The 26,555-nt window shown below is 69.2% G+C and carries 23 protein-coding genes and 3 tRNA genes; 12 read left to right on the forward strand and 14 right to left on the reverse strand.

The window, feature by feature from the left end:
* Positions 1-36: 36 nt before the first annotated feature.
* Both ACZ5L9_RS06185 and ACZ5L9_RS06190 read left to right on the forward strand, forming a co-directional pair.
* Positions 37-1,449, forward strand: coding sequence for an MFS transporter (locus tag ACZ5L9_RS06185; protein WP_464535094.1), 1,413 nt, complete (start codon positions 37-39; stop codon positions 1,447-1,449).
* Positions 1,446-2,498, forward strand: a complete 1,053-nt coding sequence (locus ACZ5L9_RS06190) for an aldo/keto reductase (RefSeq protein WP_464535096.1) — start codon at positions 1,446-1,448, stop codon at positions 2,496-2,498. The genes ACZ5L9_RS06185 and ACZ5L9_RS06190 overlap by 4 nt, the downstream gene beginning before the upstream one ends.
* 56 nt (positions 2,499-2,554) lie before the next feature.
* Here ACZ5L9_RS06190 and ACZ5L9_RS06195 read toward each other — a convergent pair whose 3' ends face one another.
* On the reverse strand, positions 2,555-2,986 hold the full coding sequence (locus ACZ5L9_RS06195; RefSeq protein WP_464535098.1) for a DUF805 domain-containing protein: 432 nt from the start codon (positions 2,984-2,986) through the stop codon (positions 2,555-2,557).
* Positions 2,987-3,137: 151 nt separating this feature from the next.
* Here ACZ5L9_RS06195 and ACZ5L9_RS06200 point away from each other — a divergent pair, with 151 nt between their 5' ends.
* Both ACZ5L9_RS06200 and ACZ5L9_RS06205 read left to right on the forward strand, forming a co-directional pair.
* Positions 3,138-3,803: a response regulator transcription factor gene (locus ACZ5L9_RS06200; protein WP_464535101.1), complete on the forward strand. Its 666-nt coding sequence runs from the start codon at positions 3,138-3,140 to the stop codon at positions 3,801-3,803.
* A gap of 26 nt (positions 3,804-3,829) precedes the next feature.
* Complete coding sequence (locus tag ACZ5L9_RS06205) at positions 3,830-5,161, forward strand: sensor histidine kinase (RefSeq protein ID WP_464535105.1); 1,332 nt, start codon at positions 3,830-3,832, stop codon at positions 5,159-5,161.
* A 13-nt stretch (positions 5,162-5,174) separates the two neighbouring features.
* Here ACZ5L9_RS06205 and ACZ5L9_RS06210 read toward each other — a convergent pair whose 3' ends face one another.
* Positions 5,175-6,053, reverse strand: a complete 879-nt coding sequence (locus ACZ5L9_RS06210; RefSeq protein ID WP_464535108.1) for a COG4705 family protein — start codon at positions 6,051-6,053, stop codon at positions 5,175-5,177.
* 95 nt (positions 6,054-6,148) lie between these two features.
* On the opposite strand from ACZ5L9_RS06210, the gene ACZ5L9_RS06215 reads away from it, so the two are divergent.
* Positions 6,149-6,871, forward strand: coding sequence for a matrixin family metalloprotease (locus tag ACZ5L9_RS06215; RefSeq protein ID WP_464535111.1), 723 nt, complete (start codon positions 6,149-6,151; stop codon positions 6,869-6,871).
* A gap of 80 nt (positions 6,872-6,951) precedes the next feature.
* Here the strand turns inward: ACZ5L9_RS06215 and ACZ5L9_RS06220 are convergent, their stop codons facing one another.
* Positions 6,952-8,790, reverse strand: a complete 1,839-nt coding sequence (locus tag ACZ5L9_RS06220) for a phosphoenolpyruvate carboxykinase (GTP) (protein WP_464535114.1) — start codon at positions 8,788-8,790, stop codon at positions 6,952-6,954.
* 546 nt (positions 8,791-9,336) lie between these two features.
* Between ACZ5L9_RS06220 and ACZ5L9_RS06225 the strand changes: the two genes are divergently transcribed.
* Positions 9,337-9,825, forward strand: coding sequence for a nuclear transport factor 2 family protein (locus tag ACZ5L9_RS06225; RefSeq protein WP_464535117.1), 489 nt, complete (start codon positions 9,337-9,339; stop codon positions 9,823-9,825).
* A gap of 194 nt (positions 9,826-10,019) precedes the next feature.
* Here ACZ5L9_RS06225 and ACZ5L9_RS06230 read toward each other — a convergent pair whose 3' ends face one another.
* From ACZ5L9_RS06230 to xylA, 3 genes are all read right to left on the reverse strand, one after another.
* On the reverse strand, positions 10,020-10,697 hold the full coding sequence (locus tag ACZ5L9_RS06230; RefSeq protein ID WP_464535119.1) for a class I SAM-dependent methyltransferase: 678 nt from the start codon (positions 10,695-10,697) through the stop codon (positions 10,020-10,022).
* 141 nt (positions 10,698-10,838) lie between these two features.
* Entirely contained in the window at positions 10,839-12,230 is a 1,392-nt protein-coding gene (xylB, locus tag ACZ5L9_RS06235) for a xylulokinase (protein WP_464535123.1), read from the reverse strand.
* Between the two features lie 44 nt (positions 12,231-12,274).
* The gene (gene xylA / locus ACZ5L9_RS06240) at positions 12,275-13,432 is read right to left on the reverse strand and encodes a xylose isomerase (protein WP_464535127.1); all 1,158 of its coding nucleotides are present in this window, start codon (positions 13,430-13,432) and stop codon (positions 12,275-12,277) included.
* Positions 13,433-13,565: 133 nt separating this feature from the next.
* Here xylA and ACZ5L9_RS06245 point away from each other — a divergent pair, with 133 nt between their 5' ends.
* Complete coding sequence (locus ACZ5L9_RS06245) at positions 13,566-14,714, forward strand: ROK family transcriptional regulator (protein WP_464535129.1); 1,149 nt, start codon at positions 13,566-13,568, stop codon at positions 14,712-14,714.
* A 119-nt stretch (positions 14,715-14,833) separates the two neighbouring features.
* Here ACZ5L9_RS06245 and ACZ5L9_RS06250 read toward each other — a convergent pair whose 3' ends face one another.
* The 5 genes from ACZ5L9_RS06250 to ACZ5L9_RS06270 form a co-directional block, all read right to left on the reverse strand.
* The gene (locus ACZ5L9_RS06250) at positions 14,834-15,706 is read right to left on the reverse strand and encodes a carbohydrate kinase family protein (RefSeq protein WP_464535133.1); all 873 of its coding nucleotides are present in this window, start codon (positions 15,704-15,706) and stop codon (positions 14,834-14,836) included.
* A gap of 79 nt (positions 15,707-15,785) precedes the next feature.
* Positions 15,786-15,859, reverse strand: a tRNA-Arg gene (locus ACZ5L9_RS06255).
* Between the two features lie 92 nt (positions 15,860-15,951).
* Positions 15,952-17,355 carry a GntP family permease gene (locus ACZ5L9_RS06260; RefSeq protein WP_464535137.1) on the reverse strand — a complete coding sequence of 468 codons (1,404 nt, stop codon included), beginning with the start codon at positions 17,353-17,355 and terminating at the stop codon, positions 15,952-15,954.
* Positions 17,356-17,456: 101 nt separating this feature from the next.
* Positions 17,457-17,549, reverse strand: a tRNA-Ser gene (locus ACZ5L9_RS06265).
* Positions 17,550-17,621: 72 nt separating this feature from the next.
* Entirely contained in the window at positions 17,622-18,068 is a 447-nt protein-coding gene (locus ACZ5L9_RS06270; protein WP_464535139.1) for a hypothetical protein, read from the reverse strand.
* A 99-nt stretch (positions 18,069-18,167) separates the two neighbouring features.
* Between ACZ5L9_RS06270 and ACZ5L9_RS06275 the strand changes: the two genes are divergently transcribed.
* The 3 genes from ACZ5L9_RS06275 to ACZ5L9_RS06285 all read left to right on the forward strand — a co-directional run bounded on the left by ACZ5L9_RS06275 (position 18,168) and on the right by ACZ5L9_RS06285 (position 18,994).
* Positions 18,168-18,548 (forward strand): hypothetical protein, encoded by a 381-nt coding sequence (locus ACZ5L9_RS06275; protein WP_464535142.1) that lies wholly within the window; start codon positions 18,168-18,170, stop codon positions 18,546-18,548.
* Positions 18,549-18,625: 77 nt separating this feature from the next.
* Positions 18,626-18,853 (forward strand): biotin/lipoyl-binding carrier protein, encoded by a 228-nt coding sequence (locus ACZ5L9_RS06280; RefSeq protein ID WP_464535145.1) that lies wholly within the window; start codon positions 18,626-18,628, stop codon positions 18,851-18,853.
* A gap of 53 nt (positions 18,854-18,906) precedes the next feature.
* A tRNA-Ser gene (locus ACZ5L9_RS06285) sits at positions 18,907-18,994 on the forward strand.
* 223 nt (positions 18,995-19,217) lie between these two features.
* On the opposite strand, the gene ACZ5L9_RS06290 is transcribed toward ACZ5L9_RS06285, so the two are convergent.
* Positions 19,218-21,221: a hypothetical protein gene (locus tag ACZ5L9_RS06290; RefSeq protein ID WP_464535148.1), complete on the reverse strand. Its 2,004-nt coding sequence runs from the start codon at positions 21,219-21,221 to the stop codon at positions 19,218-19,220.
* A 9-nt stretch (positions 21,222-21,230) separates the two neighbouring features.
* Positions 21,231-22,232, reverse strand: a complete 1,002-nt coding sequence (locus ACZ5L9_RS06295; protein ID WP_464535153.1) for a hypothetical protein — start codon at positions 22,230-22,232, stop codon at positions 21,231-21,233.
* A gap of 902 nt (positions 22,233-23,134) precedes the next feature.
* Here ACZ5L9_RS06295 and ACZ5L9_RS06300 point away from each other — a divergent pair.
* A complete protein-coding gene (locus ACZ5L9_RS06300; RefSeq protein WP_464535157.1) occupies positions 23,135-23,467 on the forward strand; it encodes an antitoxin VbhA family protein in 333 nt (110 codons plus the stop codon).
* A gap of 144 nt (positions 23,468-23,611) precedes the next feature.
* Here ACZ5L9_RS06300 and ACZ5L9_RS06305 read toward each other — a convergent pair whose 3' ends face one another.
* Positions 23,612-25,171 (reverse strand): DNA cytosine methyltransferase, encoded by a 1,560-nt coding sequence (locus ACZ5L9_RS06305; RefSeq protein WP_464535161.1) that lies wholly within the window; start codon positions 25,169-25,171, stop codon positions 23,612-23,614.
* Here ACZ5L9_RS06305 and ACZ5L9_RS06310 point away from each other — a divergent pair.
* Positions 25,098-26,555, forward strand: a complete 1,458-nt coding sequence (locus ACZ5L9_RS06310; protein ID WP_464535164.1) for an ATP-binding protein — start codon at positions 25,098-25,100, stop codon at positions 26,553-26,555. The two genes, ACZ5L9_RS06305 and ACZ5L9_RS06310, sit on opposite strands and share 74 nt — an antisense overlap.

A 26,555-nucleotide genomic window follows, 5' to 3' on the forward strand; every position in this document is an offset into this window, starting at 1 on the left:
TGTGTTTCCCCAAGCCAGGGTACTACCTTGCTGACTATGGAATCCAGAAGTCAGGACGAGCGCCGTCAGCGCGCCGCGGTCGCCATCCTCACCGGGGCGGCGTTCCTCGCCAGCCTCGACCTGTTCATCGTGAACGTCGCGTTCGACGAGATCGGCCGGGACTTCGGCACCGCCTCGCTCGGCCGGCTCAGCTGGATCCTCAACGCGTACGCCGTCGTCTACGCCGCCCTCCTCGTGCCCGCCGGCCGGCTCACGGACCGCTACGGCCGCAAGCAGGGCTTCGTCGCGGGCACCGCTCTCTTCACCGCCGCCAGCCTGCTCTGCGGCCTGGCGCCCGGCGTCTGGTGGCTGGTCGCGGCCCGGGTCCTGCAGGCGGTCGGCGCCGCACTCATGACGCCGGCCAGCCTCGGGCTGCTCCTGGCCATCCTCCCGCCGGAGCGCCGCGCTGCGGGCGCCCGCCTGTTCGCCATGACCGGTGCGGTCGCGGCGGCGTTCGGCCCGGCGGTCGGCGGCGGCCTCGTCCAGATCTCGTGGCAGACCGCCTTCTGGATCAACGTCCCGCTCGGCATCGGGCTGGTCGTCGCGGCGATCCGGGTCGTCCCGGACGTACGCCACAACCAGGACGCCCCGCGACCCGATCTCCTCGGCGGCGTCATCCTCGCGATCGCGATCGCGGCGCTGGTCCTCGGCATCGTGCAGGGCAACGACTGGGGCTGGGGCTCCACGGGCGTTCTGGCCTCCTGGGCCGTCGCCGCCCTCGGCACCGCGGCCTTCGGCTGGCGCCTCGCCCACCACCACGCGCCCGTGATCGACCCCGAGCTGCTCCGGATCCCGGCCTTCGCCTGGGCCAACGTCAGCCAGCTCGTCTTCAACGTCGCCTTCGGCGTCGGCCTGCTCAGCCGGATCCTGTGGATGCAGCAACACTGGGACTACTCGGCGCTGCGGACCGGCTTCGCGGTCGCGGTCGGCCCGGCGTTCGTGCCGATCACCTCGATCCTGGTCACCCGCTACCTCGGCCGGCTCGCCCCCGGCACCCTCATCGCCATCGGCACGACCCTCTTCGCCGGCTCCGGTCTATGGCAGGCGCTGGGCACCGGCGCGGATCCCGCCTACCTGACCGAGATGCTCGGCCCGTGGATCCTCGGTGGCATCGGCGTCGGCTTCGCGCTCCCGCAGCTGATGGCGGCCGCCACCAGCTCGCTGCCACCGCACCAGGCCGCCACCGGCTCGGGCGTGGTCAACATGGGTCGCCAGGTCGGCCTCGTGCTCGGCACCTCGGTGATGGTCGGCCTGCTCGGCACCGGCCTGCCCGACCTGGCGCACTTCCAGCGGGTGTGGGTCTTCATGGCGATCACCTCGCTCACGGCCGCCGTCGCGGCGCTCGTGATGGAGGCCGTACGACGCCCCGCACGGCTGCCTGAGAGCGCGGCCACTACCGTGGAGGCATGACCTACTCCCCCGATCCCGAGCGCTACGACGGCCGCATGCCCTACCACCGCACCGGTCGCAGTGGACTCCTTCTGCCGGCGCTGAGCCTGGGTCTGTGGCACAACTTCGGCGACGACGTGCCGTTCGGCCGGCAGGAGGAGATCCTGCAGGCGGCGTTCGACGCCGGGGTCACCCACTTCGACCTGGCCAACAACTACGGCCCGGCGCGCGGCTCGGCCGAGACCAACTTCGGCCGCCACCTGCAGTCCACGTTCCGGGGGCTGCGTGACGAGCTGGTCATCGCGACCAAGGCCGGGTGGGACATGTGGCCGGGCCCGTACGGCGTGCCGAGCGGCTCGCGCAAGTACCTCGTCTCGAGCCTCGACCAGTCGCTGCAGCGGATGGGCCTCGACTACGTCGACATCTACTACCACCACCGCCCCGACGCGGAGACCCCGCTCGAGGAGACGATGGGGGCCCTGGACGCGATCGTCCGCAGCGGCAAGGCGCTCTACGTCGGCATCTCGTCCTACACCCCCGAGCGCACCCGCGAGGCGGCCGCGATCCTGCGGGAGCTGGGCACGCCGCTGGCGATCCACCAGCCGTCGTACTCGATGCTCAACCGCTGGACCGAGACCGACGGCCTGCTCGACGCGCTCGAGGACGAGGGTGCCGGCTGCATCGCGTTCAGCCCGCTGCAGCAGGGCGTGCTGACCAACCGCTACCTCGGTGGCGTGCCGGCCGGCTCCCGCGCCACCCAGGGCGTCTTCCTCTCCACCGACCAGCTCACCGACGAGCTGATGGCGACGGTACGAGGCCTCAACGAGCTCGCCGAGGGCCGCGGCCAGACCCTGGCCCAGATGGCGCTGGCCTGGGCGCTGCGCGACCCGCGGATGACCTCGCTGGTCATCGGCGCCTCCTCGGCCAACCAGGTGCGCGACTCGATCGGGGCGCTGGCGCGACGCGACTTCAGCGCCGACGAGCTCGCCACGATCGACCGGCTCTGCGAGGCGAGCGGCCGAGACGTGCACAAGCGCGAGCGCGGCGACGTCAACGACCTGCGCAACTGATCGACCGATGACGAAGGGCCGGAGTCGACGACTCCGGCCCTTCGCATGTCTCGGGATCACGCGTCGAAGCGCGCGCCCTCCGGCTTCTCCCGGGAGGCCCACCACACGATCAGGATGATCCAGCCGACGATGGGGATCAGCGCGAGCAGCTGCCACCAGCCGGATCGGTTGGTGTCGTGCAGGCGGCGCGCGCCGATGGCGATCTGCGGCACGATCACCGCGAGCCCGAAGAGGGCGCCCAGCAGCGCGAACACCTCGCTCGCCGAGCCGAGAGTGCGCAGGACGGCCTCGATGAGCACGCTCGCGAGGTACCACCACCAGAACTCGGAGCGGCTGGCGCGGCCGCGGAACTGCGCGTACTTCTGGAAGAACCGCTGCACCGCCTGAGCGAACGTCGCTCCGCGCAGCGGCGCGATGCTCGGATCGGCAACCGGGGGCGGCGGCGGCTCCTCGCCGAAGGGCGAGGACGGATAGGGCTCGTACGACATTGGGTCCTCCTGAGGACCGAGGCTGTGCGGACATCGGCCACGCTAGTGCCGCCCGGCGCCACGTGCACCCGGATACGGGGTCGCGTCGCGTAGTCAGGTTTCCCACAATCCAGTCAGGTTTCACACAGGCGGCACCCACACAATGAATCACATGGCACGCGTGGGAATCTGCGAGGACGACCCGACGATCCGACGGATCGTCACCGAATCGCTGCGCCTCTCGGGACACGAGACCGTCGCAGCGCACACCGGCGCGGAGGCGATCCGTCTCTTCCGCGACGACGACGACCTCGACGTCGTCATCCTGGACATCGGCCTGCCCGATGCCGACGGCCGCGACGTCTGCCAGGCGCTGCGCAGCGGCGGTCAGGTCTCGCCGGTGCTCTTCCTGACCGCGCTCGGCCAGCTGCACGACAAGGTCGCCGGCTTCGCCGCGGGGGCCGACGACTACCTGGCCAAGCCGTTCGACGTGAAGGAGCTCGCGGCCCGCGTCGACGCGCTTGCCCGCCGCGGCCGCTTCGTACAGCCGCGCAACCCCACCGACCTGGTCCTGGACCCGGCCCGGCACGCGGTCGTGTGCCAGGACAAGGAGGTCATGCTGACCCCCACCGAGTTCCGGATGCTGGCCTCGATCACCAGCCGCCCCGGCGAGGTCGTCCGGCGCCGTACGGTCGTCGCGGCCGCCTGGCCCGACGGTGCGATCGTCAGCGAGAACACCATCGACTCCTACGCCGCCCGGCTGCGCCGCAAGCTGCACGAGGTCGGATCGCCGGTGGAGCTGAAGACCGTCCGAGGAGTCGGCTTCACGCTGCGCTGAGCCTCCCGCACCGACGAGGCGCTTGAATGAGCGGCATGGTCCGCCTACGCCCCCGCGGCTTCCGCACGCAGATCGTCGCCTCGACGATCCTGCTGATGGCCTTCGTGATGGTGGTCCTGACCGCGGGCACGCTCGCGGTGCTGGAGTGGAACGCCCACAACGACGTACGACGGGCCCTCGACGAGCGCACCCGCGCGGTGAAGGCCGTGGTGCGGGCGAGCGACGAGCCGCTGGCCGACCAGTCGTGGACGGAGCTCGACCCGCTCAGCAGGATCTTCGACTCCGACGGCATCGCTGTCGGCGGCAGCATCCAGCGCTCGGCCGCCACCGCGGGCGAGCGGCTCGCCGCGAAGGCGCTGCGCACCGACAGCCAGCAGGACGAGCGGGTCGGCGACAGCCTCAACCTGCGCGCGGTGCCGTTCCGTACCGCGCTGGGCGAGCGCGGCGCGGCGGTGGTGGTCGAGGACTCCCGGCCGTACGAGCGCGCCGAGCTCGAGACCCTGATCGCGATGATCGTGCTCGGCACCCTGGTGGTCGTGACCGCTGCCGGCATCGCGTTCCGGGTCACCCGCCAGGCGCTGGAACCGGTGCAGCAGATGGCCGAGCGCGCCGACGACTGGTCCGAGCACGACCTGTCCCACCGCTTCGACCTCGGTCCGCCGGAGAACGAGCTGAGCAAGCTCGGCGAGACCCTCGACCACCTCCTCGACCGCGTCGCGGCCGCGATCCGCGCCGAGCAGCGACTCACCGCCGAGCTCGCGCACGAGCTGCGCACCCCACTCACCGCCATCCAGGGCTCGGCCGACCTCGCCCTGATGCGCGGAGTCCGCGACGATGCCGCACGCGAGGATCTCGAGGAGATCGCCGCGGCCGCGCGGCGGATGGGTGCCGCCATCACGACGCTGCTCGAGCTGGCGCGCGAGCGCAGCGCCGGTGCGCAGGCGAGCACCGCTCTGGCCGCGGTCGTCGAGGCCGTACGCCCCCTCGTCCCTCAGGACGTCGCGCTGCGCGACGAGGCCTCGGCTGTCATCGTCCCGGTGGCCGCGCCCGCCGAGCTCGTGATCCGCGCGGTCTCGCCGCTCGTCGAGAACGCCGCCCGCCACGCCGACAGCGCCGTGACCCTGACCGCCCGTGTCACGCCCGACCGGGTCGAGCTGGTCGTCGCCGACGACGGCCCCGGCATCGACCCCGCGATCCGTGACACCGTGTTCGAGCCCGGCACCTCCGCGTCGGGGAGCACCGGGCTCGGGCTCGGGATCGCTCGTCGAGTGGCACGCTCGCTCGGCGGCGAGGTCCACCTCGACGACTCGGTCGAGACGGCCGGAGCCGTGTTCGTGGTGAGCCTGCCGCGTCGCTGAGACGCGGGAGCGATCAGTCCGCGGGGTCCGGCCGGGAGGCGAGCGCCGTCCAGCCGGGCACCGCGGCGTCGCGGGTGCCGGCGCCCTCGGGACGGTCGGGACGGGTCGCGGCGTGGTAGCCCTCCGCGTCGTGGTGCGTGACCGCCACGTAGGCGACCAGCAGGGCGAAGAGCACGAGCCCGAGTGCCGTCACCGTGCCGGTCGTCCAGCCGAGGCCGCCGTGCTCCCGGCTGACGGCCAGGCCGTCGGCGATCGAGGCTCCGAGCGGGCGGGTGAGGGAGTACGACGCCCAGAAGCAGACCACCGCGCTCGCACCGAGGCGCCAGGCGACGAGCGGCACCAGGATGAGGCCTCCGAAGAGGACCACCGACCACCAGTAGCCCATGTGCAGGTTCTCGGCGGTGGTGTCGCCGAGTGCGGTGCCGAGGCCGAAGGTCATCAGGACGGTGCCCCAGTAGAACCGCTCGCGACGAGGAGTAGTGATCGAGTGCACCGACAGCGTGCCCTCGCTGCGGCGCCACCACGTCAGCAGGGCGCAGAGCAGGACGAAGTAGATCGCCGAGTCGACGTAGTAGGGCGTGCCGAGCGCGACGTGGGGACCGTCGGCGATCATCGTGCCGAAGACCGCGACCATCAGGACGGTCACCCAGTAGCGCACCGGGTGGTAGGAGTCGGCCCTCAGCTGCCACCACAGCGCGGCGAAGAACCCGCCGACCCCGATGATGCCGGCCGCGACGATGCTGTGGGTGCCCATGAAGTCGGAGGCGGTCTCGCCGATGCCGGTGGTGAGCAGCTTGATCACCCAGAAGATCACGAAGACCTCGGGGACCTTCACCGCTGTACGGCGCTCGATCCCTGAGGCCCGGACCCGGGAGGAGGGTGTCGGTGTCATGCCGTCACGGTAGGCAGCGGCTGCTGGTCCTCACCTGACCAGGCCGGACCACCCCTAGGGCATGACTAGTCCTCACCCCAGGAGCCGGATCGCCGATGAGTACGGCGATCGCCATGAAGCACCGCGTACGACTCCTCGCCGCCCTCGCCAGCGCCCTCGTCCTGACCGCGCCGCTGGCTCCGGCCCATGCCGCGACGAAGCCGCCGACGACGAAGGCCGCCGCGTCGAGCCGCGCCTCCTCGTGGACGCTGGAGGACCCGAGCTTCCCGTTCCGCTGGGAGGCCTGCGCGCCGATCCCGTACCGGGTCAACCTCGCCGGCACTCCGCACCGCAACCTGGTCGTGCTGCGCGCGGCGATCGCCCAGATCGCCGACGCGACCGGCTTCACCTTCACCTACGCCGGCACCACCTCGGTCGTCCCCTTCCGGGCGGGCCGCAGCGCGACCGAGCAGGTTCCCGACGACGGGCTCTACGTCGCGTGGACCACCGCCCGGGTGGTTCCGCGCCTGGCCGGCAACGTGATCGGGCTGGGCGGCCCGGGGGTCTCGTACCGCCGCGTCGGCACCGAGTGGCGCGTCGAGAGCGGCGGCATCGCGATCGACAGGTCCGCCCATCTGAGCACCGCCCTGCGCCGCAACGGCGCGACCCTGCACAGCCTGTTGCTGCACGAGCTCGGCCACGCGATGGGTCTCGGTCACAGCGCGTCCAAGGCCAACGTCATGTACGAGGGCCTGGGCACCTGGTCGCGGCCCTATCTCGGACCCGGCGACCTGGCCGGCCTGCACGACCTCGGCGAGCACGGGGCCGACGACTGCTGAGTCGGACCGCCGACTACGCCCGACGCCCCGATCCCACCGTGGGATCGGGGCGTCCGGCGCTCAGCAGGCGGCGAGGCGACTCAGCCGGCGGCCTCGTCGAGGGCCTTGGCGACGCGGCGGTGCGCCTCCCAGATCTCCTCGGGCAGGCGGAACTGGCTCAGGTGCTCCTCGCGGAACTTCATCTCCTGGCGCCAGCGCTCGACGTCGATGGAGAGCAGCGTCTCGAGATCGCCGTCCTGGAAGGTCATGCCCTCGAGGTTGAGCTCCTCGGCCTTCGGCAGGATGCCGACCGGTGACGGCACGCCCTCGACCTCGCCGGCCTGGTACTGGAGCAGCCAGAGCAGCGCGCGGACGTTGTCGCGGAAGCCGTTCCACAGGAAGTGACCGTCCTGCGGGTCGCGCTGGAACCAGTTGACGTGGGCGAAGATCGGGGGCTGGCTCGCCGAACCGATGACGTTGAGCCAGTGCTGGGCGTAGTCGCCCTCCTCGTACGCCATGAAAGGACGCATCGACATGGGGTCGTAGCGCAGCTGGCCGTCCAGGCCATCGGCGGCGAAGGTCGCCTCGGCGCCGAGGGTCATGCCGTCGTAGACGCCCTCGGCGATGTCGGTGATCGCCCGGATCAGCGGCTCGCGGTCGCGGGTGCGGCCGCCGAAGATGATCGCGTCGACGACGACACCGGCCGGGTCGTCGAAGTCGGGAGCGGCGTTCGGGACGTGCGCGATCGGCGTGGTGAAGCGGCTGTTCGGATGCGCCCAGGCGTCACCCTGCTCGTCGGCGTTCCGGTTGGCGATCCGCTCGCCCTTCCAGTCCAGCCAGCCGTCCAGGTCGTCGGGGTGGTGCTTGGTCCGGCCCTCCCACCACACCTCCTGGGTCTTCTCGTTGTAGGCGACGTTGGTGAAGATCGCGCCCGAGCCGGGAAGGATCGAGGTGACGGCGCCCGGGTTGGTCTTCTCGTTGGTGTCGCGAGCGACGCCGAAGACACCGAACTCCGGGTTGAAGGCGCGGACCTTGCCCTCGTCGTCGACCCACATCCAGGCGATGTCGTCGCCGTAGAAGGTGACCTCGTAGCGGTCGCCGAGCTCGTCGGGCGCCAGCGTCATCGACAGGTTGGTCTTGCCCGACGCCGACGGGAAGCCGCCCACCACGTGGAACGTCTTGCCGGTCTGCTTGTCCTTGATGCCCAGCAGCAGGAACTGCTCGGCGAGGAACTGCTTGGAGGCCCAGCCGTCGTAGCAGGCCTGGCGCAGGCCGTGGGCGATCTTGCCCAGCAGCGCGTTGCCGCCATAGGAGGAGCCGAAGTGCAGGATCGTGCGCTGGTCCGCGACCGTCGCGAACAGGCGCTGGTCGTTCGGGGTGCCCTGGCCGAGGTTCGGCAGGTCGCCTTCGACGTGGACGGCGCGGACGAAGGAGCCCTGGTCCTTGAGCTCGTTGATGTAGTCGACGCCGACGCGCGCCATCCGGATCATCTGGTTGACGACCGGGCGGCTGTCGGTGAGCTGGACGCCCGCGGCGAACTTCTCCAGCGGGCTGCCCTGGGGGGCCATCAGGTAGGGCAGGACGTACATCGTCTTGCCCTTCGAGGCGCCGGTCATCCGCTCGGTGAGCGTCGCGACGGTCTCCTCGGCCGGCCTCCAGTTGTTGTACGCGCCCTTGTCGACCTCGTTGGAGGTCGCCACCACGGTGCGCTCCTCGGTGCGCGCGGTGTCCTTGAAGTAGGAGCGGCTGTAGAAGCGTCCGCCCTCCACCGGAAGGATCTGACCGGCCGCGAGGGACTCCTCGAGCAGACGGGCGTCGTCCTCAGCGCTGATCACCTCGATGGCGTCCGCGCCGGTGATGCCCGCCCAGTAGGCGACGTACTCCCGCACGTGCTGATTCGTCAGTCCTGCATCGTCGAGGACCTTCTCAACGTCAACCATTTCCGCAACCCTTCTTGCCGAGGATGCAGGCACGCTACCGGACGAAAAACGGGCCTCTGACCGCGGTTCCGCTACCCAGAATGAGTCGTACGTCACCCTGTCGGCGAATGGATCGATCCAAATCCCACTTCAACTTTTGGGGTGCCAAAGGGCTGTTTCTTGACACTCGAAAAGATGCCTTTTTAAAGCCCTTCTCGGCCCCAGAAATGGGGCTGCCGCGGTAGCTGCCCGGGCACGGGTCCGACGCCCGGCGCCGGGCTCGAGTTCGGGTTCGAGCTCGTGCGATCGGGATCCGACGGCGCTCGAAATGAGTCACGCCCGGTGCGCGGCCAATGTGGGGTACCGATGGGGACGGTGATGGTCGCGATCCGGGCGTGAGCGCTGGGGCGGAGGTCTCGGGTCCTCCGCCCCAGCACGATCATTCTGGCCCAACCGATCGCGGTGCCGCAGGCGATTGCGGGAGATTCCCCATCTAGGTTTCCGAGGCACTCGTTCGGATCCAAGCGATGGTAGAACCTGTTCTCATTTCACGGCTACGCTCGGACCATGGACGACCGCTATGCGTTGGAGCGCCTGAAGTACCGCTACTTCCGCACCCTCGACCTGAAGCAGTGGGACGACTTCACCGATTGCTTCACTCCGGACGCCACCGGCGACTACGCGGGTCTCGCGTTCGACTCGCGCGCCGAGCTCGTCGACTACATGCGGGCGAACCTCGGATCGGGGCTCATCACGATGCACACCGCGCACCACCCGGAGATCGACGTGGCTGGCGACGAGGCCTCCGGGATCTGGTACCTCGAGGACACCGTGCTCGCGCCGGAGCTCGACTTCGCCCTCGAGGGCGCGGCGTTCTACGAGGACCGCTACATCCGCACGCCGGACGGGTGGCGGATCCGACACACGGGCTATCGGCGCACGTACGAGATGACGTGGAGCACCAGCGACGTCGCGTCGCTGCGCATCACGAGGGGTGCGGCGTACCAGTCTCCACCGGGCGCTGGTGCGCGTGCGGGTGGTGCTGCTCCCACGTGACGCCGAGCAGGCGACCGAAGAGGGCGCCGACGAAGGCGATGCCTCCGACGCCGCACGGGGTGAGCTCGGGATGGTTGACGAGCGACTGAACCGACATCGGTGAGCACCTCCGGTCCGTCAGGACCTCGCGTCCTGCGTTGTGACCAGGCTCACACACGCATCCGGCGGGCGTAAAGAGTGAGCTGCAACGGGTTCTAGGCGCCCCGGTCGTCGCGACGCAGCAGCACGACGCTGTCCTCGAGCACGGCACGCTCGCCGTCGGGTCCGGTCGCATCGCGCTCGCGCATCTCGACCTTCACGGCCGTCCAGCCTCCGCCGAGGGCGAGCTCGGCGACCTCCTCGGACGCAGAGAGGAAGCGATGGGTGACGGCCGGGTCGTGGTCGCCGTGGTCATCCGCATGGCCGTGGCCGGTCCCGCGCTCCTGCTCCGCGTGGCGGCTCCACGGCGGAGGTGCGGCGTGCCCGACCAGCAGCAGGTGACCGCCCGGGTTGATCGCGCCGGCGAGCCGGCGCAGGACCTCCGTGCGGGGGAACTCGATCGGCGAGTGCAGGAAGCAGGCGGAGACCAGGTCGTACGACTCCTCGGGGTGCCAGGTCGACAGGTCGGCGAGGATCCAGCCGATCGCGAGGCCGCGTGAGGACGCCTCCTCCTGTGCGCGAGCGATCGCCGTCGCGGAGACGTCGAGGCCCGTGACCGACCAGCCCTGCTCGGCGAGCCAGATGCTGTCGCCGCCCTCGCCACAGCCGAGGTCGAGGACGCGACCCGGAGTGAGCGAGACGACCACGTCGACCATCGAGCCGTTCGGGCGGCCCGACCAGATCCGGTCACGCTCGCCGTATCGACTGTTCCAGAACTCCTGGGCCTCGCTCACACCCCCACGCTAGCTGTGCGCGACCGACGGCCGGAGCGCCGAGGGGCTAGATCGCCTGCGACGCGCCGGACGGAGTCCGCCGCGTGGCGCAGGGATGTCCCCTCGGCGTGTCGGCTGGCGGGCGCGCCCACCTACCGTGGATCAAACACCCTCGGTGAGGTCACGGACCTCCGCGTAGCGCGCCCGGACCGCCGGGTCGACCGGGGCCTCGTACGTCTCGACGTCGCCGGCGTTCCACACGGGCGCCTCGTCGGCGCCGGAGAGCGCCCAGGCGGCCTGGCGGGCGGCGCCGTCGGCGACGTACTCACCCGGCGCGGGGACGACGACCGGGCGACCGAGCACGATCGGGGCGATCTCGCGGACGGCAGCGGACTTGGCGCCGCCGCCGACCAGCAGGATGCGCTTGACGTCGACGCCCTGCGCGACGAGGGCGTCGATGCCGTCGGCGAGGCCGCAGAGCAGACCCTCGACGGCGGCGCGGGCGACGTGGGCGGGCGTCATGTTCGCCAGGGTCAGGCCGTGGAAGGCACCCTTGGCGTGCGGACGGTTGGGGGTGCGCTCGCCTTCGAGGAACGGCACCAGGACCAGGCCGTCGGCGCCGGAGGGGGCCGAGAGGGCCAGCTCGGCGAGCCGGTCGAGGTCGACGTCGAGCATGGTGGCGGTCGAGGCCAGCACGCGGGCGGCGTTGAGGGTGGCGACCAGCGGCAGCGAGCGGCCGGTGGCGTCCGCGAAGCCGGCCACCGTGCCGGTGACGTCGGCGGCCGGGACCTCGGAGACGGCACAGGCCACCCCGGAGGTGCCGATGGAGAGGACCACGTCACCGGGGATCGCGCCGAGACCGAGGGCCGAGCCCGCGTTGTCGCCGGCGCCGGCGCCGAGGATCGCACCGGCCGGGGTCTTCAGGCCGGACTCGGCCGGGCCGAGGACACGCGGCAGGACGACGTCGTCGCGGCCGAGGGCCAGCTTGAGAAGGTCGCGACGGTAGCCGTCGGTGGCAGACCAGTAGCCGGTGCCGCTCGCGTCGGAGCGATCGGTGACCAGGTCGTTGATGTCGGTGGAGCCGGACAGCTTCCAGGTCAGCCAGTCGTGCGGCAGGCAGACGGCGGCGACCCGGGCGGCGTTCTCCGGCTCGTGGTCGCGCAGCCAGCGCAGCTTGGTGATGGTGAAGCTGGCGACGAGGACCGAGCCCACGGCGTGGGCCCAGGCCTCGTCGCCGAGCTCGTTGTTGAGATCGGTGGCGGCCTGCGCGGAACGGGTGTCGTTCCACAGCAGGGCCGGCCGTACGACATCGCCTGCCTGGTCGAGGCAGACCATGCCGTGCTGCTGACCGCCGACCGAGATCGCAGCGACGTCGTCGAGCCCACCGGCCGCGGTAGCGGCCTCCTGGAGGGCCGACCACCAGTGGTCGGGGTGGACCTCGGTGCCATCGGGGTGCTGGGCCGAGCCGGAGCGTACGAGCGCTCCGGTCTCGGCGTCGCGCACCACGACCTTGCACGACTGGGTCGAGGAGTCGACTCCTGCGACGAGCGTCATCTGCGATCTCTTTCGGGTCAGCGGTCAGTCAGCGAAGCGGGTGCTCAGCGAGCGCCGAGCAGGTGCTCCATGGCGAGCTGGTCGAGCTGCTCGAAGGCGAAGCCGTGGCTGGCCATGGCGTCGATGTCGAACTCCTCGTCGCGCACGGTCGCCAGCGACTCGCCCTCGGCCAGGGTCGGGGCGGCCAGCTGGTCGAGGCCGGAGCGCAGCAGCGCGGCCTGGACCTCGGGGTCGGCGCGGAACGCGGCGGCGCGCTCCTTGAGGATGAGGTAGTTGCGGATGCCGCCCTCGGCGGAGGCCCACACACCCTCCTCGTCCTCGGTCCGCGGCGGCTTGAAGTCGAAGTGGCGCGGGCCGTCGTAGCCGCTGGACTCCAGCAGGTCGACCAGGTTGAACGCGCCGCGCAGGTTGCCGGCACCGAAGCGCAGGTCCTGGTCGAAGCGGGGGCCGTGCTGGCCGTTCAGGTCGATGTGGAAGAGCTTCTTGTGCCACAGCGCCTGGCCGATGCCGGCCGCGAAGTTGAGGCCCGCCATCTCCTCGTGACCGGTCTCCGGGTTGAGGCCGACCATCTCGGAGTCCTCGAGCGTGTCGATGAACGCGAGCGCGTGACCGATCGTCGGGAGGAGGATGTCGCCGCGGGGCTCGTTCGGCTTCGGCTCGATCGCGAAGCGGAGGTTGTAGCCCTGCTCCTTGACGTAGGCGGTCAGCGTGTTGAAGCCCTCGCGGAAGCGGTCCAGCGCGTCGCCGACGTTCTTGGCGAAGTTGCTCTCGGCACCCTCACGACCGCCCCAGAACACGTACGTCTCGGCGCCGAGCTCGGCGGCGAGGTCGATGTTCTTGGCGATCTTGGCGAGCGCGAAGCGACGCACGCGACGGTCGTTGCTGGTGAAGCCGCCGTCCTTGAAGACCGGGTGGCCGAAGGTGTTGGTGGTGACCATCGGGATCTTGAGCCCGTTGGCCTCGACCGCGTCGCGGAAGTGCTTGATCTGAGCCTCACGCTTGGCGTCGTCAGCGTCGAAGTCGAAGACGTCGTTGTCGTGGAACGTCACACCGTAGGCACCCAGCTCGGCGAGCTTGCCGACAGCGTGAGCGGTGTCCATCGGCGGGCGCACCGCGCCACCGAAGACGTCGACGCCCTGCCAGCCGACGGTCCAGAGACCGAAGGTGAACTTGTCAGCGGGGGTGGCCTTGTAGTCGCCCATCGCACGCATCCTTTCGGGGAAGTATTTCGTTCAAGATGTGAACTATTAACGTGATCCAACCCGCACGGCGCCGTCATGTCAAGCGGGCGCAGGAGAGTTGTCAACCTGTTCAGGTCTTGGTCTAATCACCGACATGGCCGGTCCGGTGCAGCATGCGCAGATGCGGGCGAGCAACCTCGCCCGGGTGCTGCGCGCCATCGCCGACGCCGGGACCATCACCCGCGTCCAGACTGCCACCGCCACCGGACTCACGAAATCCTCGATCTCCGGGCTGGTGGCGGATCTCGTCGCCGCCGGTCTCGTCGAGGAGACCGAGGCCGTCCCCGGCGGGGCCGGTGATCGCGGACGCCCCAGTGCGAGCCTCACCCTGCACCGCCACGGGGCCGCCGGTCTCGGACTGGAGCTCAACGTCGACTACCTGGCCGCGCTCGTGGTCGACCTCGGCGGCACCGTCCGCTACCGCCACGTCGCGACCCGCGACAATCGCGGCCGCCCGCCGGCCGAGGTGCTGGGCGAGCTGGCACAGCTCGCGGCCGAGGCGGTCACCGCCACCGCCGAGCAGGGCCTGGCCCTCGCGGGCGCCTGCGTCGCGGTCCCCGGCGCCGCCGACGGCACGTCGATCAGCCGCGCGCCCAACCTCGGCTGGGCCGACGTCCCGGTGGAGCTGCCGTTGCCCGAGACGCCGTACGGGCTGACCCTCGAGAACGAGGCCAACCTGGCCGCCCTCGGCGAGCTGTGGTTCGGCGCCCCGGTGCCGCACGACTTCGTGCACGTCTCCGGCGAGATCGGCATCGGCGCCGGCATCGTGGTCGCCGGTGAGCTCTTCCGTGGCGCGCACGCCCGCGCCGGCGAGCTCGGACACGTCGTCGTCGACCCGGCCGGACCGCCCTGCTCCTGCGGCGGCCGCGGCTGCCTCGAACGGCTCGCGGGCGTGGACGCGATCCTGGCCGCGGCCGGCGCCTCCTCCCGTGGCGAGCTGGAGCAGCGCTGCACCGACGGTGACCCCGACGCGCTGGCGGCGGTGGCCTCGGCCGGGCGACTGGTCGGTGCGGCACTCGCCTCGGCGACCAACCTGCTCGACCCCGACGCGGTCGTGCTCGGCGGGGTCTTCGCCGCGCTCGCCCCCTGGCTCGCGCCCGCCGTGGCCGACTCGCTCGCCTCCCACGCCGCCGAGCCCGAGCTGCTCGTCTCCAGCCTCGGCGCCGACGCTGCGGTCCGCGGCGCGGCCGGCTCGGTGATCCGCCGGGTCATCGACGACCCGGCGACGTTCCTCGGCCGCTGAGGCTGGTGCCGGTTCGTCGAGGTATGCCGACGAACCCGCGCTTCCCGTGCGGAACTCACCGTGGGAAGCGTCGGTTCGCCTGCATACCTTGATGGACCCGCACGGCCGAGCGGCGCACCTCAGATCGGCGAGACGAACTCCCAGCGGTGCGGTGGGTTGGCGCCCGCCCGCGACACCGTGACGGCGGCCGCCCGGGTCGCATGCTCCAGGACGACGTACGGGTCCCGGTCCCGGTCGTCCCACAACGCGTCGAGCAGTGCGGCGGAGAAGGTGTCGCCCGCGCCGATGGTGTCGGCGACCCGGATCTGTTCGGCGGCCACCTCGACGACCTCCTCGGGCGTCACCCACAGCGCGCCGCCTCCGCCCCGCGTGAGCGCCACGCGGTGGGCGCCGAGCGAGCCGAGCCGACGGGCCGCCTCCACCGGCTCCAGCGCCGGGTAGAGCGCGGCGAGGTCCTCGTCGCTCGCCTTCACCAGGTCCGCGAGCGCGGCCACCTCCTCGACGCGGGCCACCACGTCGACACCGGCGCCGGTGATCGCGGGGCGGAGGTTGACGTCGTACGAGACGAAGGTCCTGGCCGGGAGGCCGTGCAGGAGGCGCAGGACGTCGTCGACGCCGGGGGCGAGCAGCGCGCCGATGGATCCGACATGGACCGCCCAGGGCGCGCCGAGCTCCACCTCGCCGAGGCGCCAGTCCAGGTCGAAGGCGTAGTCGGCCGACCCGTCCGGGCCGATCGTCGCCACTGCTGTCGAGGTGTGCCCGAGGACCAGGGGATCGGACGCCGTGCGTACGCCTGCCGCGGTCAGGTGCTCGGCGATCCGGCGCCCGCGCTCGTCGTCCCCGAACGCCGTCGCGATCCGTACCGGCCGCTCGAGGCGGGCCAGCGCGACCGCGACGTTCGCCGGGCTGCCGCCGACATGCTCGACGCTCGCGCCTCGCTCGTCCTCCAGGACGTCGATCAGTGCCTCTCCGAGAACCAGCACGTCGCTCACGCACAGCAGCGTGCCAGATCCCGACGCGGCTGAGAATGCAGGAAGCCCCGGACTCAGAGTCCGGGGGCTTCCTGTTCTGCGCGGCTGTAGGGATTCGAACCCCAGACCTTCTGATCCGTAGTCAGATGCTCTATCCAGCTGAGCTACAGCCGCTTGTTCGTGACGAACGAGAGAAACAGTAACCGACGAGGAGGCCCCGGCCGAAATCCACGCGTCCGTACGCGGTGACGACCGGGGCCTCACGCTCAGGTGAGGACGTAGAGCACGGAGACGAAGGCGAAGCCGACGAGCGAGACGAGGGTCTCCATCACCGACCAGGTCTTGAAGGTCTGCCCGACCGTGAGGCCGAAGAGCTCCTTGACCAGCCAGAAGCCCGCGTCGTTGACGTGGGAGAGGAAGAGCGAGCCGGCGCCGATGGCCAGGGCGAGCAACGCGACGTGCGGCGAGCTGAGGTCGCCGGCCAGCGGCGCGACGATGCCCGAGGCCGTGACGGTGGCGACGGTGGCCGAGCCGGTCGCCAGCCGCAGAGCGACGGCGATGAGATAGCCCAGGACCAGCACCGAGATGTGCGAGCCGTTCGCCCACTTGGCGACCGAGTCGCCGACCCCGGCACCGATGAGGGTCTGCTTGAAGCCGCCGCCGGCACCGACGATCAGGATGACCGCGGCCACCGGGCCGACGCTGGCACCGACCTTCTCGGAGAGCTGGGCGGGCGAGAAGCCGACGGCGTAGCCGAAGGTGACCATGGCCAGCAGCACGCCCAGGGTGAGGGCCACCAGGGGCTCGCCGAAGAAGTCGAAGATGCGGCGGGCCTGGGTGGGGTTGTCGGCGTCGCTCCAGGCGATGTCCGCGCCGGCCTTGCCGAGCATCAGGACGACCGGGAACAGGATGGTGGCCAGCGTCCAGCCGAAGCCGGGGCGGCGACGCGGTCCGCCCTCCTCGCCCACGCCGGCGGCACCGGAAGTGACCGGCGAGGTCGGCGCGTCGACCGGGACCCAGCGGGCGGCCACGATGCCGAACAGCGGACCGCACAGGATGATGGTCGGGATCGCGACGATGAGACCGAACGCGAGCGTCGTACCGAGGTTGGCGCCGACGGCGGAGATGGCCAGCAGCGGGCCGGGGTGCGGCGGCACGAGGCCGTGCAGCGCCGAGAGGGCGGCGAGGGCCGGGATCGCGATCCGCATCAGCTTGAGACCGGAGCGCTGGCTGACCAGGACGATCACCGGCAGCAGTAGGACGAGCCCGATCTCGAAGAACATCGGCAGGCCGATGATGACAGCGACCAGCGCCATCGCCCACGGGACGGCGTTCGGCTTGGCCCGCGCGAGCACGGCGTCGATGACGTCGTTGGCCCCGCCGGAGTCGGCGAGCAGCTTGCCCAGGATCGCGCCGAGCGCGATCAGGAGGCCGACCTCCTGCAGGGTGGCCCCGACCCCTGTCTCGAAGTTCTTGATCACGTCGGCACTGGAGACGCCGGCGGCGAGCCCGACGAACGCCGAGCCGAGGATCAGCGACAGGAACGGGTGCAGCTTGGCCCAGGCGATCAGCACGATGATGAGCGCGATGCCCAGCACGGTGACGGCGATGAGCCGGGTGTCGTGCGCACCCCAGGCGGTGCTTGCGGCGGCGGTGGCAGCTTCTTGCATGGAGCGAGCATCTCCCGACCGGGCACCGAGAAGCGAACGCGGCCGAGGGGTCCGGCGGCCGAGAACGAAGGAACCCCCATCGCGGGCGATGGGGGTTCCGCTGGCGGAGACGGAGGGATTTGAACCCTCGATGGGCTATTAACCCAAACCTCATTAGCAGTGAGGCGCCATAGACCGGACTAGGCGACGTCTCCAAGACAGCGCGCACAGGCTACTAGGCGATGTGGCCCGTGTCCCAATCGGGTCTCACCCGCGGCGCGTCTCGATCACAGCGGGGTGATCCGCTGGCCCTCGCCGAGGTGGTGCTGCATCTCTCGTACGAACTGCTCGCGGTCGATCGCCAGCAGGCCGACCGGGATGGAGGTGCTGGTGCCGTCGCCGAGGCGGATGACGAGGCAGGCGATGCCGCGGGTGGTGGTCGTCACGGCGTCGCGGACCTCGGTCCACGGCGCCTGACGCACGCCGGCGCCGCGGACGAGACGCACGGCGTACCCCTCCGGCGAGCACCGCACCACCCACGCCGTGGTGCGCAGCCACCACGCGCCGACCGCGATCACGATGACGCCGGCGAGGACGAGGCCGATCACGATGTCGGCCGAGCCGTCGGCGACAGCGACGACGATCGTGGCGGCGAAGGCGATCACGGCCAGCAGCACCAGGGCCAGGCCGAGGATGCGCGCGACGACGGCCGGGGCGAGGCGGTAGTACGTCATGGCACCGATTCTCGCCGAGCCCGGGCGCAGGGCCGCATTCCGTGAGCGGTCGCCCTGTCCCACCTTGTCTCCTCCGGTGAGCCAGGTCACACTCGACGCATGGCGACCCTCAGTCCCGGGATGGCGGAAGCGCTGCACGGCCTCGAGCAGGCGATCGTGCCGCCGCGCCCGGGGGTGCCGCTCGGCAACTGGCGGTGGTCGGTGCGACAGCGGCTCGCCGGCGTCCGCGACGCCCTGGTCGAGGAGAACACCACCGCGAACGACGGCTGGCTCGCGGCCCGGGGCGGGCAGGCCTTCCGCGAGCGCGGCGCGCTCATCGCCCGGCTCAGCCTGCTCGCCGACTCCGCCCTCACCGCCCCCGATCCGGAGGAGCTCCGGCACGACCTGCGTCGGCTGATCGGCGACATCGGCCGCCACATCCAGCACCTACACGACCTCGCGTACGACGACGTGGAGATGGAGGTCGGCGGCGAGTCCTGAGGCTCAGCCCCGCGCCTGCGGGAGGTCGAACGACCGCCTGTTAGGCATACGCAGCGGTAACGCTTAGCGTCAGCGCCATGCCCCGCGAGACCGTGACCCCCGTCGTCGCCGAGATGGTTGCCAACGTGATGAGCATCGAGGTCGCGGTCGGTGACGTCGTGGCCGTCGGTGACACCGTCGTGCTGCTGGAGTCGATGAAGATGGAGATCCCGGTCCTCGCCGAGGTCGCCGGCGCCGTACGGACCGTCAAGGTCGCCGCGGGCGACGTGGTCCAGGAGGGCGACGTCCTCCTCGAGCTCGCCTGATCCCTGATCTGATCGCAGGCCGGACCGGCCGCTCGGATAGCCTTCCCCCACCGGGGTGGTTGGCAGAGCGGCCGATTGCACTCGCCTTGAAAGCGAGCGTGGGGAGACCCACCGGGGGTTCAAATCCCTCACCACCCGCCACGGGCTCACGACGAAAGCCGGAGCCCAATGACGACGAAAGTCGCGAAGGGCGCCCCAACGAGGGTCGCTACATCCCCGTGGTGCTCCGACCCCGGCGTGCGGCCGCCCGATACGGACATCAGGGCCGCTCGGCTGTTCGCTGCGACCGCAAATGCAGGATTCCCGCTGACATCCGGGCGAGCCGGAGCCTTCGCGGGAACCGAGCTACATCGACAGTGGCATGTCAGGCATCGTCAAGCGAGGCGTCGTACTCCGGATCACCGCGGGCGCCGGGGCTCCCTGGCGGCATCAGCGTCGAGGCGTGCTCACCCTTGCGCTTGCGGCGTCGCACGTAGTGATCTCCGTCTTCATCGACCGACTCCGACAGTAGGAACGAGCGGACCTTCCTGATTCCGGAGGCGGCGACCATCACCGCGACCATCACGAAGTGCGCGGCGAGCCCTGGAACCCGGCGAAGGCCGGGAGCGTCGAGATTCTCGTAGCCCTGGTCTTTGGCGAAGCCGTGGAATCCCTCCTGCGACTGGCGCAGCGCGTTGTAGATGTTCGTGTGCTGGTGAGTTCCGAACGTGACGTCTTGTAGGTACTTCGCCGCGGGCTGTGCGGCTAGGTCGATAGTCATCGTCTGCTTGAGACAGGCGTCGGGCAGTTGGCCCGCGATGTTCTGCTCCGGGTCGGGGTAGATCCGTGGCCGCATCTTGATCTGCGGTCCCGAGATCAGCTGATGACGTTCGGGAGCCTCAGATCGCGGCTTGTTCTCGCACATCACCTTCGCCTTGGTCCCGTAGGCGGGGCATCCGAGACTGAGCTTGAAGTCGCCGAGATCGTTGTGGAGGCGAACGGCGAAGACCTGACGGTCTTTGATTCTTCTCTCGTACTCGTCTGCGTCGATCGTGCCATCGCGCATGTCTCGGGTCGCGTTGATGAGGTCTGTCGGGATGCTCGGGCAATACAGCCAACCCTCGATGACCTTGTAGCTGTTGATGACTGCCTGGACGCCGACGTGATCGTTGAGGACTGGCAAGACGAGCTTCCAGCCGAGCTTGCGCGCAGCGACGTGGAATCCGTTCGCGTTCGCGTCTGCGTAGGCACCGTCGCCGGCGAGATATCCCGGTTGCCACCCCCAGCTCGTGAGGTTGGTCGCCATCCGGCGAAAAGAGCCGGCAGGGTTCTCTCCGGGCCTGGTCATGAACATGCCCACCGGGAGTGCGGGCAGGTACTGGCGTTCGCTCGGTTGGCCAGTGCGGGGGTCGAGCGTGGCGTCTGCGGCGATCATGAGGTGTAGGTCGTAGGCGAAGCGCTTCTTGGACACCGCGTTGGTTGATTTTCGATCCCCGGTCGGCTCGCGGTGATCGCCTGTGCGGACGTAGTAAGCGGCATCGACTTCGGCTGACGCCTCGATGTCATCGGCTCGACGCCCGGTCGACCACACCCCAACGGGCGTCGCATCGATCCCGACCGAGCCGTCGTGCCTGCGCCGAGCGCTCTCGGGCAGCGTGCGCCAAGCGATCCTTACGATGTCGTTGCAGACCACCGTTAGCGCGTTCATGCGAGTCTCGACCTGGTCGTCGCGCAGGTCTCGTCGTAGCGCCTGGAGCTCCTCCCAGGTGCGGTTGCGCCCGCTGGGGTAGATCGACGGGTCGATGTCCATGCGGAAGCCCTCGAACCTGCGCTGAACACGACGTGCGATGCGTTGCTGTTGCTTGCGATAGGAGTCATGAAATGGGCTGTCGTTACTGCCGGCGACAGGGAGCTCTGGCAGGGGCTTGATGTCGAGGAGGTTCATCATCGCTGGGCTCAGGCGTCGATAGAGGGTGTTCGCGACCTCGGACATGAGGCACCCGCTGCCATCCACCGCAGTGAGCAGCATGCCGACAATCAGAGCCGTGAAGCTGATCGCCGCGGGGCGTCCTGGCTTCTTCTTCCGCTTGATGCACAGGTCCGTGACGAGCCGCACGGCATCGCCGCTGCGGACCAGGTCGTAGATCTCCAAGACTTCCTTGTCACTGAAGACGGTCCGAGTCGGGCGGGCCGGCGTCGCGGCAGCTCGGCCCTGCGGAACAGCCGGTCCGTTGAGAGCACGGGCCGAAGCGGCCTGCTGAGCAAACAGCGTCTCGACATCAGGCGTCGTGAACTGCTGTCGCAGCGCGCGCCCGGTCTTGCCAGGGTCGCTCTGGCGGTGCGGACCGCTCTTGCGGCGCCGTCGGTGTCCAGGTGACTTCTCGGCCATCGCGGCCGCTCACGCTCCGTGATGTGGCTCGTCGGGGGTGTTGTTCTCGTGTGCGTAAAAGCCGCGCAATAGCCGCTGCTCGGTGAGTGGGTCCACGTCGGGAACCCATGCCAAGAGATGCTCGAAGTTCGCGATCGTCTTGATCCCGAGTGCGTGACGCAGGACGCCGATCGGTGTTCCCGCCGCGAGGTGAGCGACCGTCCAGGTGTTACGCAGACTTCGGCCGTTGAAGTGCACCGGACAGCTGCGTCGGCGGGCTCGCTCGACCGCGTTGAGCGCGCTGTGCGCGGGAGTCGGTTCGGCCAGCCACGGGGCGAGGACGGAACGGCCCGGCGGGGTGGCCCGAACCAGCGCGGCGAGCTCGTGCTCCCAGTCCACGAGGCAGGTGACTGTTCGAAGCTCACCGGTCGTGATGTCGACTCGCGTGACATGCACCGAGCCATCGGCATCGATCACGACATCGTCGCGCGTAAGCCGGGCCTTGTCCTCAAGCTTGAAACCGCATCCAAGGCCGAGTGCCAGGTAGGCGCGTACCCGGTGCCGTGTAGTCGGTTCCAGGCCTGCGCTCCAGTGCCACATCTGCGCTACCTCGCGTGGCGTGTGCGGTTCGTCGACGTTGCCGCGTCTGGCGATCGTCCAGTCCCGCATTCGCGGCGCTGATGCGGCGAACAGGGTCGTGAGCTGACTCAGCTGGGACCGATAGCTGGCTGCGCCCCCAGAAGTCCTGTCCGTCCCTTCCAGCCAACGACGGACGTTCTCCTCCGAAAACACCAACCGACGCTCCAGCGGGACACCTCGCTCTTCGCTCCAGCGCGTCAGCCCGCTGGTCGCGGCGAGCGTGTACTTGACCCACGAGGGCGTCATCGGACTCGGCCCGATAACCAGAGCATCGGACACTGCCTGGCGGGTGAACTGCAGTACCGGCGGCTTCAACCGCGGGTATCCGCGGTACCTGTTGATCTGGATGATCGCCAACGCGAGAGCCTGCTCCGGATCACGGTCGTAGACCACACCACGACTCATTGCTTCTCATCACCGAGCGGGTGAACAAATCTCGTCGACACCCTGACCGCAGCCGCACAGACATGCTCCGTAGCTGCGTTGACGAGCAGAGTTCCGGAAGAGCACGATGACATGACAAGACCTCCTCGTGGGGGATCAGCAGAAAATGGGGCAGCAGCGCGAACTGCTGTGTCAGCGTGAAGGTCGGGCGGGCCCGGCCTTCACGCATTTCGGCGGCGTATACGCCGCGAGGTCACTACGACGTCGGCTCATCACCCCCGGTCCGGTCGAGGGCGAGGCCGATCAATTCGGCGGCCGTGTGGCTGACTGAGCAGCCACGCTCGCGAGCTTGGGAGTAAAGCTGCGCAGCCAACGATGCGGGGATCCGTACCTCCACGCGCACCGGCTCGTCCGGACCGACGCGGCGCCAATCCTTTCGCGGCCGTCCTGTCTGGGCGGGCGGCAAGAGGACGCCACCGCTCTCGGGCGTCATCGCAAAGACCTCGGCAAAACCGGCCGCCCGACCCCGAGCGCCTGCCGCCGACGGGTCCCGGATGATCGCGTTCTGCGCAATTTCACTCCTGCGTTTCGGGCAGCGGTGACGACTTACTGCTTTCCCCTTGGCACGAAGGGTCAGCGGGTGTCGTCTGTGGCTTGCCAGCACAGGGTGAGTAGTGACGTGCAGAGAGGTGACGCTCTGAGCGCGTTCCGGTTCGTCAACACTGTACGACTCCACCGCGCAAGTCGCGCAGACCGGCATGGGGGCGTTCGTCGCGTGTCGCGGTGCGAGCGCCAGGCGATTTCAGGGACGCCGGGTTCCTGCCGCGGCAAACTCTGAGAGTGCATCGAGATCATCTGCCGGTGACCTTGTAGCGATCGAACCTGAAAGATCCGACACCGGAAGAGAACATATGCCCGCATACGACCGCCTGCCCCGAGCCCAGCAGCGCAACCTCCGCAGCATCGCGGCATCAATGGCCATGGAGGACATGGCACCGAGCGCCGAGCAGCTCGAGATACTCGCCCTGCACATGCTCGGCGAGATCGACGCCGCCGAGCGCACCCGCCGCCTCGACGCGCTGCTGCGGCGCTCGCTCAAGACGAATCGGGTCGAGCACCTGCCAGGAGAGCTCGACCTCGCGACGAAACGCGCCGCTCCTGCCACCGACTCGCCGTCGCAGGACGAGCCCACGCCTGAGACATCGGGCTCTCGTCCCAGCCTCCGCAGCGCGGCGATCAGTTAGGGCTGGCTCAAGGCCCATAGTCACATCCGTGTAGCAGATTCGGATAAGCGGGATGAGCCTTCGACCACGCCCCGCCGGAGGTTCTGTTCTCGTCAACGGTCTACAACTACCAACCTCATGACCGGCCACACTAAGCCCGGCTAGCTAGACGGCACTGACCCTTTCTCGGGAGCGTGTGCGTCCGCGAGGCAGCTCGGCCTCGACTACAGCGAAGCGCGCGGTAGCGGCTGTGCGCGAAAGACTGAGAAGGCCATCATCGGGAGCGACGAAGCAGCGGTCGGGCGAAGCTGGCTCGAGGCCGAGGGCGACCACCAAAGCCTCTGCCGCTGCTCGGGCCACCGGTGGCGGGACGCTGTTCCCAACCTGGCGATGACCGTGCCAGTTGGTGGTGTGGAAGCGGAACCAATCCGGGTAGCCATGCAAACGGGCAGCTTCGCGGACAGTGATCACCCGGGCTTCGGTCGGATGGATAGGCCGTGGCGAGGTGTGAGATCCACGCTCGGCCCCCGTCCCGGCCCTCAGGGTCCTGGACGGGCCGCTGAGCGGAAGCCGGTACAGACGGCTCTTGGGCTCGACGGATCCCTGGGCGGTCTCGGCAAACCGCTTAACTGTTGTCTCGGTGTGGACGGTGAAGCGCGCCCCTGTGATGGTCGCGTGGTCCACTCGCCGGTCGAACCCACAGTCACCAGGAATCGAATCGAGTCCCGCGAGGCGCCTCGCATATGTGCTCGTCGTTCGCACGCGCCCATCGGCATCCTCTGGCGTAAGCATCGCTACGTCGCTAGACCGAAGCGCGGGGTAGGACGATGGACTAGGAAGCCCGTCAAGCGCATCTCGCACCGAGAGTCGAGTCGGCACGGGCTGTGGCCGACCAGGTGCCGGGCCGCCAAGACGGCCGAGGACGACCACGCGCCGTCGCCGCTGAGGCACCCCGAAGCTAACGCAGTCGACAGGCTCGGTGGTGCCGGAGAGCTCATAGCCGGCGCGCGTAAGCCGACGAAATGCCTCTTCCCGGACATCGTCAAATCGCGTCTCGAGAAGACCTACGACGTTCTCCAGACACAGCACCTTCGGCTTCAAGCTCTCCACGAGGCTGACGAACGCCAGCAGCAGACGGTTTCTGTCGTCGCCGTCCTCGCGCTTGCCGCCGGTAGAGAAACCTTGACACGGGGGTCCGCCGATGATCGCGTCGATGTGTCCGGGCCACTCAACGCCCGGATACATGCGCTCATGGCCGCGGCGGGCAGCTGCGAGAGCCGTTGCAGCATCAAGTGAGGCCACGTCTCGGCACAGCACCTCGCTAGCAGGAAAGTTGTATGCGTGCGTCGCCGCATGTACTGGGTCATACTCCACCGCAGCGACTACATCAAACCCAGCCTGCTCGAACCCGAGGCTCATACCACCAGCACCGGCGAAGAGGTCAATCGCAATGGGTCGCGCCGGCGACGGTGCACAGCAGTCTTCAACCTCCACGTGAGGACGATCGCACACAGCCAACCAACCTGCAAAGGCCACGCCCACTGAGCGCGGGCGTGGGCCGTTGCCGCGCCCGCTGGCGTGCAGCCGGGGCCTCCCGAACTTCTTTACCAATCTGCCGCGGAACGGGCGGATGTCGGGCAGGATGCGGCCTATGACCGTCGACTCTTCACTGGTCTCTGCAGGGGCTGAGAAGCGCTTCTTCATCGAGATGCTCACGAAGGACATCGAGCTCCTCCCGGCGATCGTCGACCTAGTTGACAACAGTGTGGACGGCGCTCGGCGTCTGCATTCCGATGGAAACCTCAGCGACCAGTGGGTCAGAATTCAAGTCGGCGCGGACGAATTCCGGATAGAGGACAACTCGGGCGGAATCGACATCGAAATAGCGCGCCACTACGCCTTCAGATTCGGTCGGCCGCGCGCCTTCCATGGCGTGCCGAAGTCGGTCGGCCAGTTCGGTGTTGGAATGAAGCGGGCCATATTCAAGATTGGCGACGAATTTGAGGTGACATCCGCGTACCGACACATCAAGGACAAGGGCGACGATAAGTCCGCCGCGCCAGGTGACAGTACCTTCAAACTCAAGGTCGACGTCGACGAGTGGGAGCAGCAAGTCGATTGGACGTTCCAGTTCAGCGAGCACCAGGAGAACATCGTGCTGCCCAACGAGTGCGAGCCTGGAACGACTATTGCCGTCACAACGCTTCACCCGAGCGTTGCTGAGGACTTCAGCGACGGCTCCGTCGTCGACGACCTTAAGCGAGAACTCAGACTCCGCCACCAGGAGTCGCTCGACCGCGGACTCATTCTCACCGTCAACGGTGCGCCGTTGAAGGCCTCGAGGCCATCCCTTCAGCGATCTGAGCTGCTCACGCCGATCTACCGCACCTTTGCCGTTCCTACCGAGCACGGCTCGGTCGACGTCGAACTGTTCGCAGGTACCGTGCAGGCCGAGACGCGCCGCGGCGACGGTGAAGAGATCGACTTGGGCGACGCGGAGAACTTCGAAGACCCGAGCGAGGCCGGTTGGTACCTGTTCTGCAACGACCGGCTGCTGATGGTCGCCGAGAGGTCGTACGTGACGGGATGGGGCAGCTCGGCTGCCGCATACCACCCTCAATACCGTCTGTTTCGAGGCTACGTCTATCTCTCCGCTGACGATGCGTCGTTGCTGCCCTGGAACACGACCAAGACGGCAGTCGACCGCGACTCGCTGGTCTTCAGGGCCGTGGCGAGCCAGATGAAGAGCGCGCTCTTCGAGGTCCAGGCGCAGATCAACAGCGAGAAGAAGGTCCGCAAGGCCTTCGTTCGAGACGTGCGCGAAGCCGAGACAAGCGGCTCTCCGGCTCCCTCCAAGCCGGACCTGCTTGCCGTCTTCGACGACACTCGGGACGTTCCGCTTCGAACTCTTCCGCAGTCCGAAAGGATGATTGTTCCGCCGGAGCCGCCGACTCGTAGGCGGGCGCCTGCTCCGAGCACCATCAAGCGGATCCAATACGAGGTCGACATCGAGGACTTCGAGCGCGTGGCAGCGGTCCTCGGAACGGCGAACGGATCCGAGGTGGGCCGTCAGACCTTCACGTACTTCGCCGATGCCGAGGTGCACTAA

This window comes from Nocardioides sp. JCM 18998 (assembly GCF_055391535.1).

Coding starts and splice junctions, on each gene's coding strand:
- ACZ5L9_RS06280 (WP_464535145.1), top strand. CDS start 18,626: ATGCCCCGCGAGACCGTGACCCCCGTCGTCGCCGAGATGGTTGCCAAC.
- ACZ5L9_RS06185 (WP_464535094.1), top strand. CDS start 37: ATGGAATCCAGAAGTCAGGACGAGCGCCGTCAGCGCGCCGCGGTCGCC.
- xylA (WP_464535127.1), bottom strand. CDS start 13,432: ATGGGCGACTACAAGGCCACCCCCGCTGACAAGTTCACCTTCGGTCTC.
- ACZ5L9_RS06245 (WP_464535129.1), top strand. CDS start 13,566: ATGGCCGGTCCGGTGCAGCATGCGCAGATGCGGGCGAGCAACCTCGCC.
- ACZ5L9_RS06300 (WP_464535157.1), top strand. CDS start 23,135: ATGCCCGCATACGACCGCCTGCCCCGAGCCCAGCAGCGCAACCTCCGC.
- ACZ5L9_RS06275 (WP_464535142.1), top strand. CDS start 18,168: ATGGCGACCCTCAGTCCCGGGATGGCGGAAGCGCTGCACGGCCTCGAG.
- ACZ5L9_RS06310 (WP_464535164.1), top strand. CDS start 25,098: ATGACCGTCGACTCTTCACTGGTCTCTGCAGGGGCTGAGAAGCGCTTC.
- ACZ5L9_RS06260 (WP_464535137.1), bottom strand. CDS start 17,355: ATGCAAGAAGCTGCCACCGCCGCCGCAAGCACCGCCTGGGGTGCGCAC.
- ACZ5L9_RS06210 (WP_464535108.1), bottom strand. CDS start 6,053: ATGACACCGACACCCTCCTCCCGGGTCCGGGCCTCAGGGATCGAGCGC.
- ACZ5L9_RS06190 (WP_464535096.1), top strand. CDS start 1,446: ATGACCTACTCCCCCGATCCCGAGCGCTACGACGGCCGCATGCCCTAC.
- ACZ5L9_RS06215 (WP_464535111.1), top strand. CDS start 6,149: ATGAGTACGGCGATCGCCATGAAGCACCGCGTACGACTCCTCGCCGCC.
- ACZ5L9_RS06270 (WP_464535139.1), bottom strand. CDS start 18,068: ATGACGTACTACCGCCTCGCCCCGGCCGTCGTCGCGCGCATCCTCGGC.
- ACZ5L9_RS06205 (WP_464535105.1), top strand. CDS start 3,830: ATGAGCGGCATGGTCCGCCTACGCCCCCGCGGCTTCCGCACGCAGATC.
- xylB (WP_464535123.1), bottom strand. CDS start 12,230: ATGACGCTCGTCGCAGGAGTCGACTCCTCGACCCAGTCGTGCAAGGTC.
- ACZ5L9_RS06200 (WP_464535101.1), top strand. CDS start 3,138: ATGGCACGCGTGGGAATCTGCGAGGACGACCCGACGATCCGACGGATC.
- ACZ5L9_RS06195 (WP_464535098.1), bottom strand. CDS start 2,986: ATGTCGTACGAGCCCTATCCGTCCTCGCCCTTCGGCGAGGAGCCGCCG.
- ACZ5L9_RS06220 (WP_464535114.1), bottom strand. CDS start 8,790: ATGGTTGACGTTGAGAAGGTCCTCGACGATGCAGGACTGACGAATCAG.
- ACZ5L9_RS06290 (WP_464535148.1), bottom strand. CDS start 21,221: ATGGCCGAGAAGTCACCTGGACACCGACGGCGCCGCAAGAGCGGTCCG.
- ACZ5L9_RS06305 (WP_464535161.1), bottom strand. CDS start 25,171: ATGTCCTTCGTGAGCATCTCGATGAAGAAGCGCTTCTCAGCCCCTGCA.
- ACZ5L9_RS06225 (WP_464535117.1), top strand. CDS start 9,337: ATGGACGACCGCTATGCGTTGGAGCGCCTGAAGTACCGCTACTTCCGC.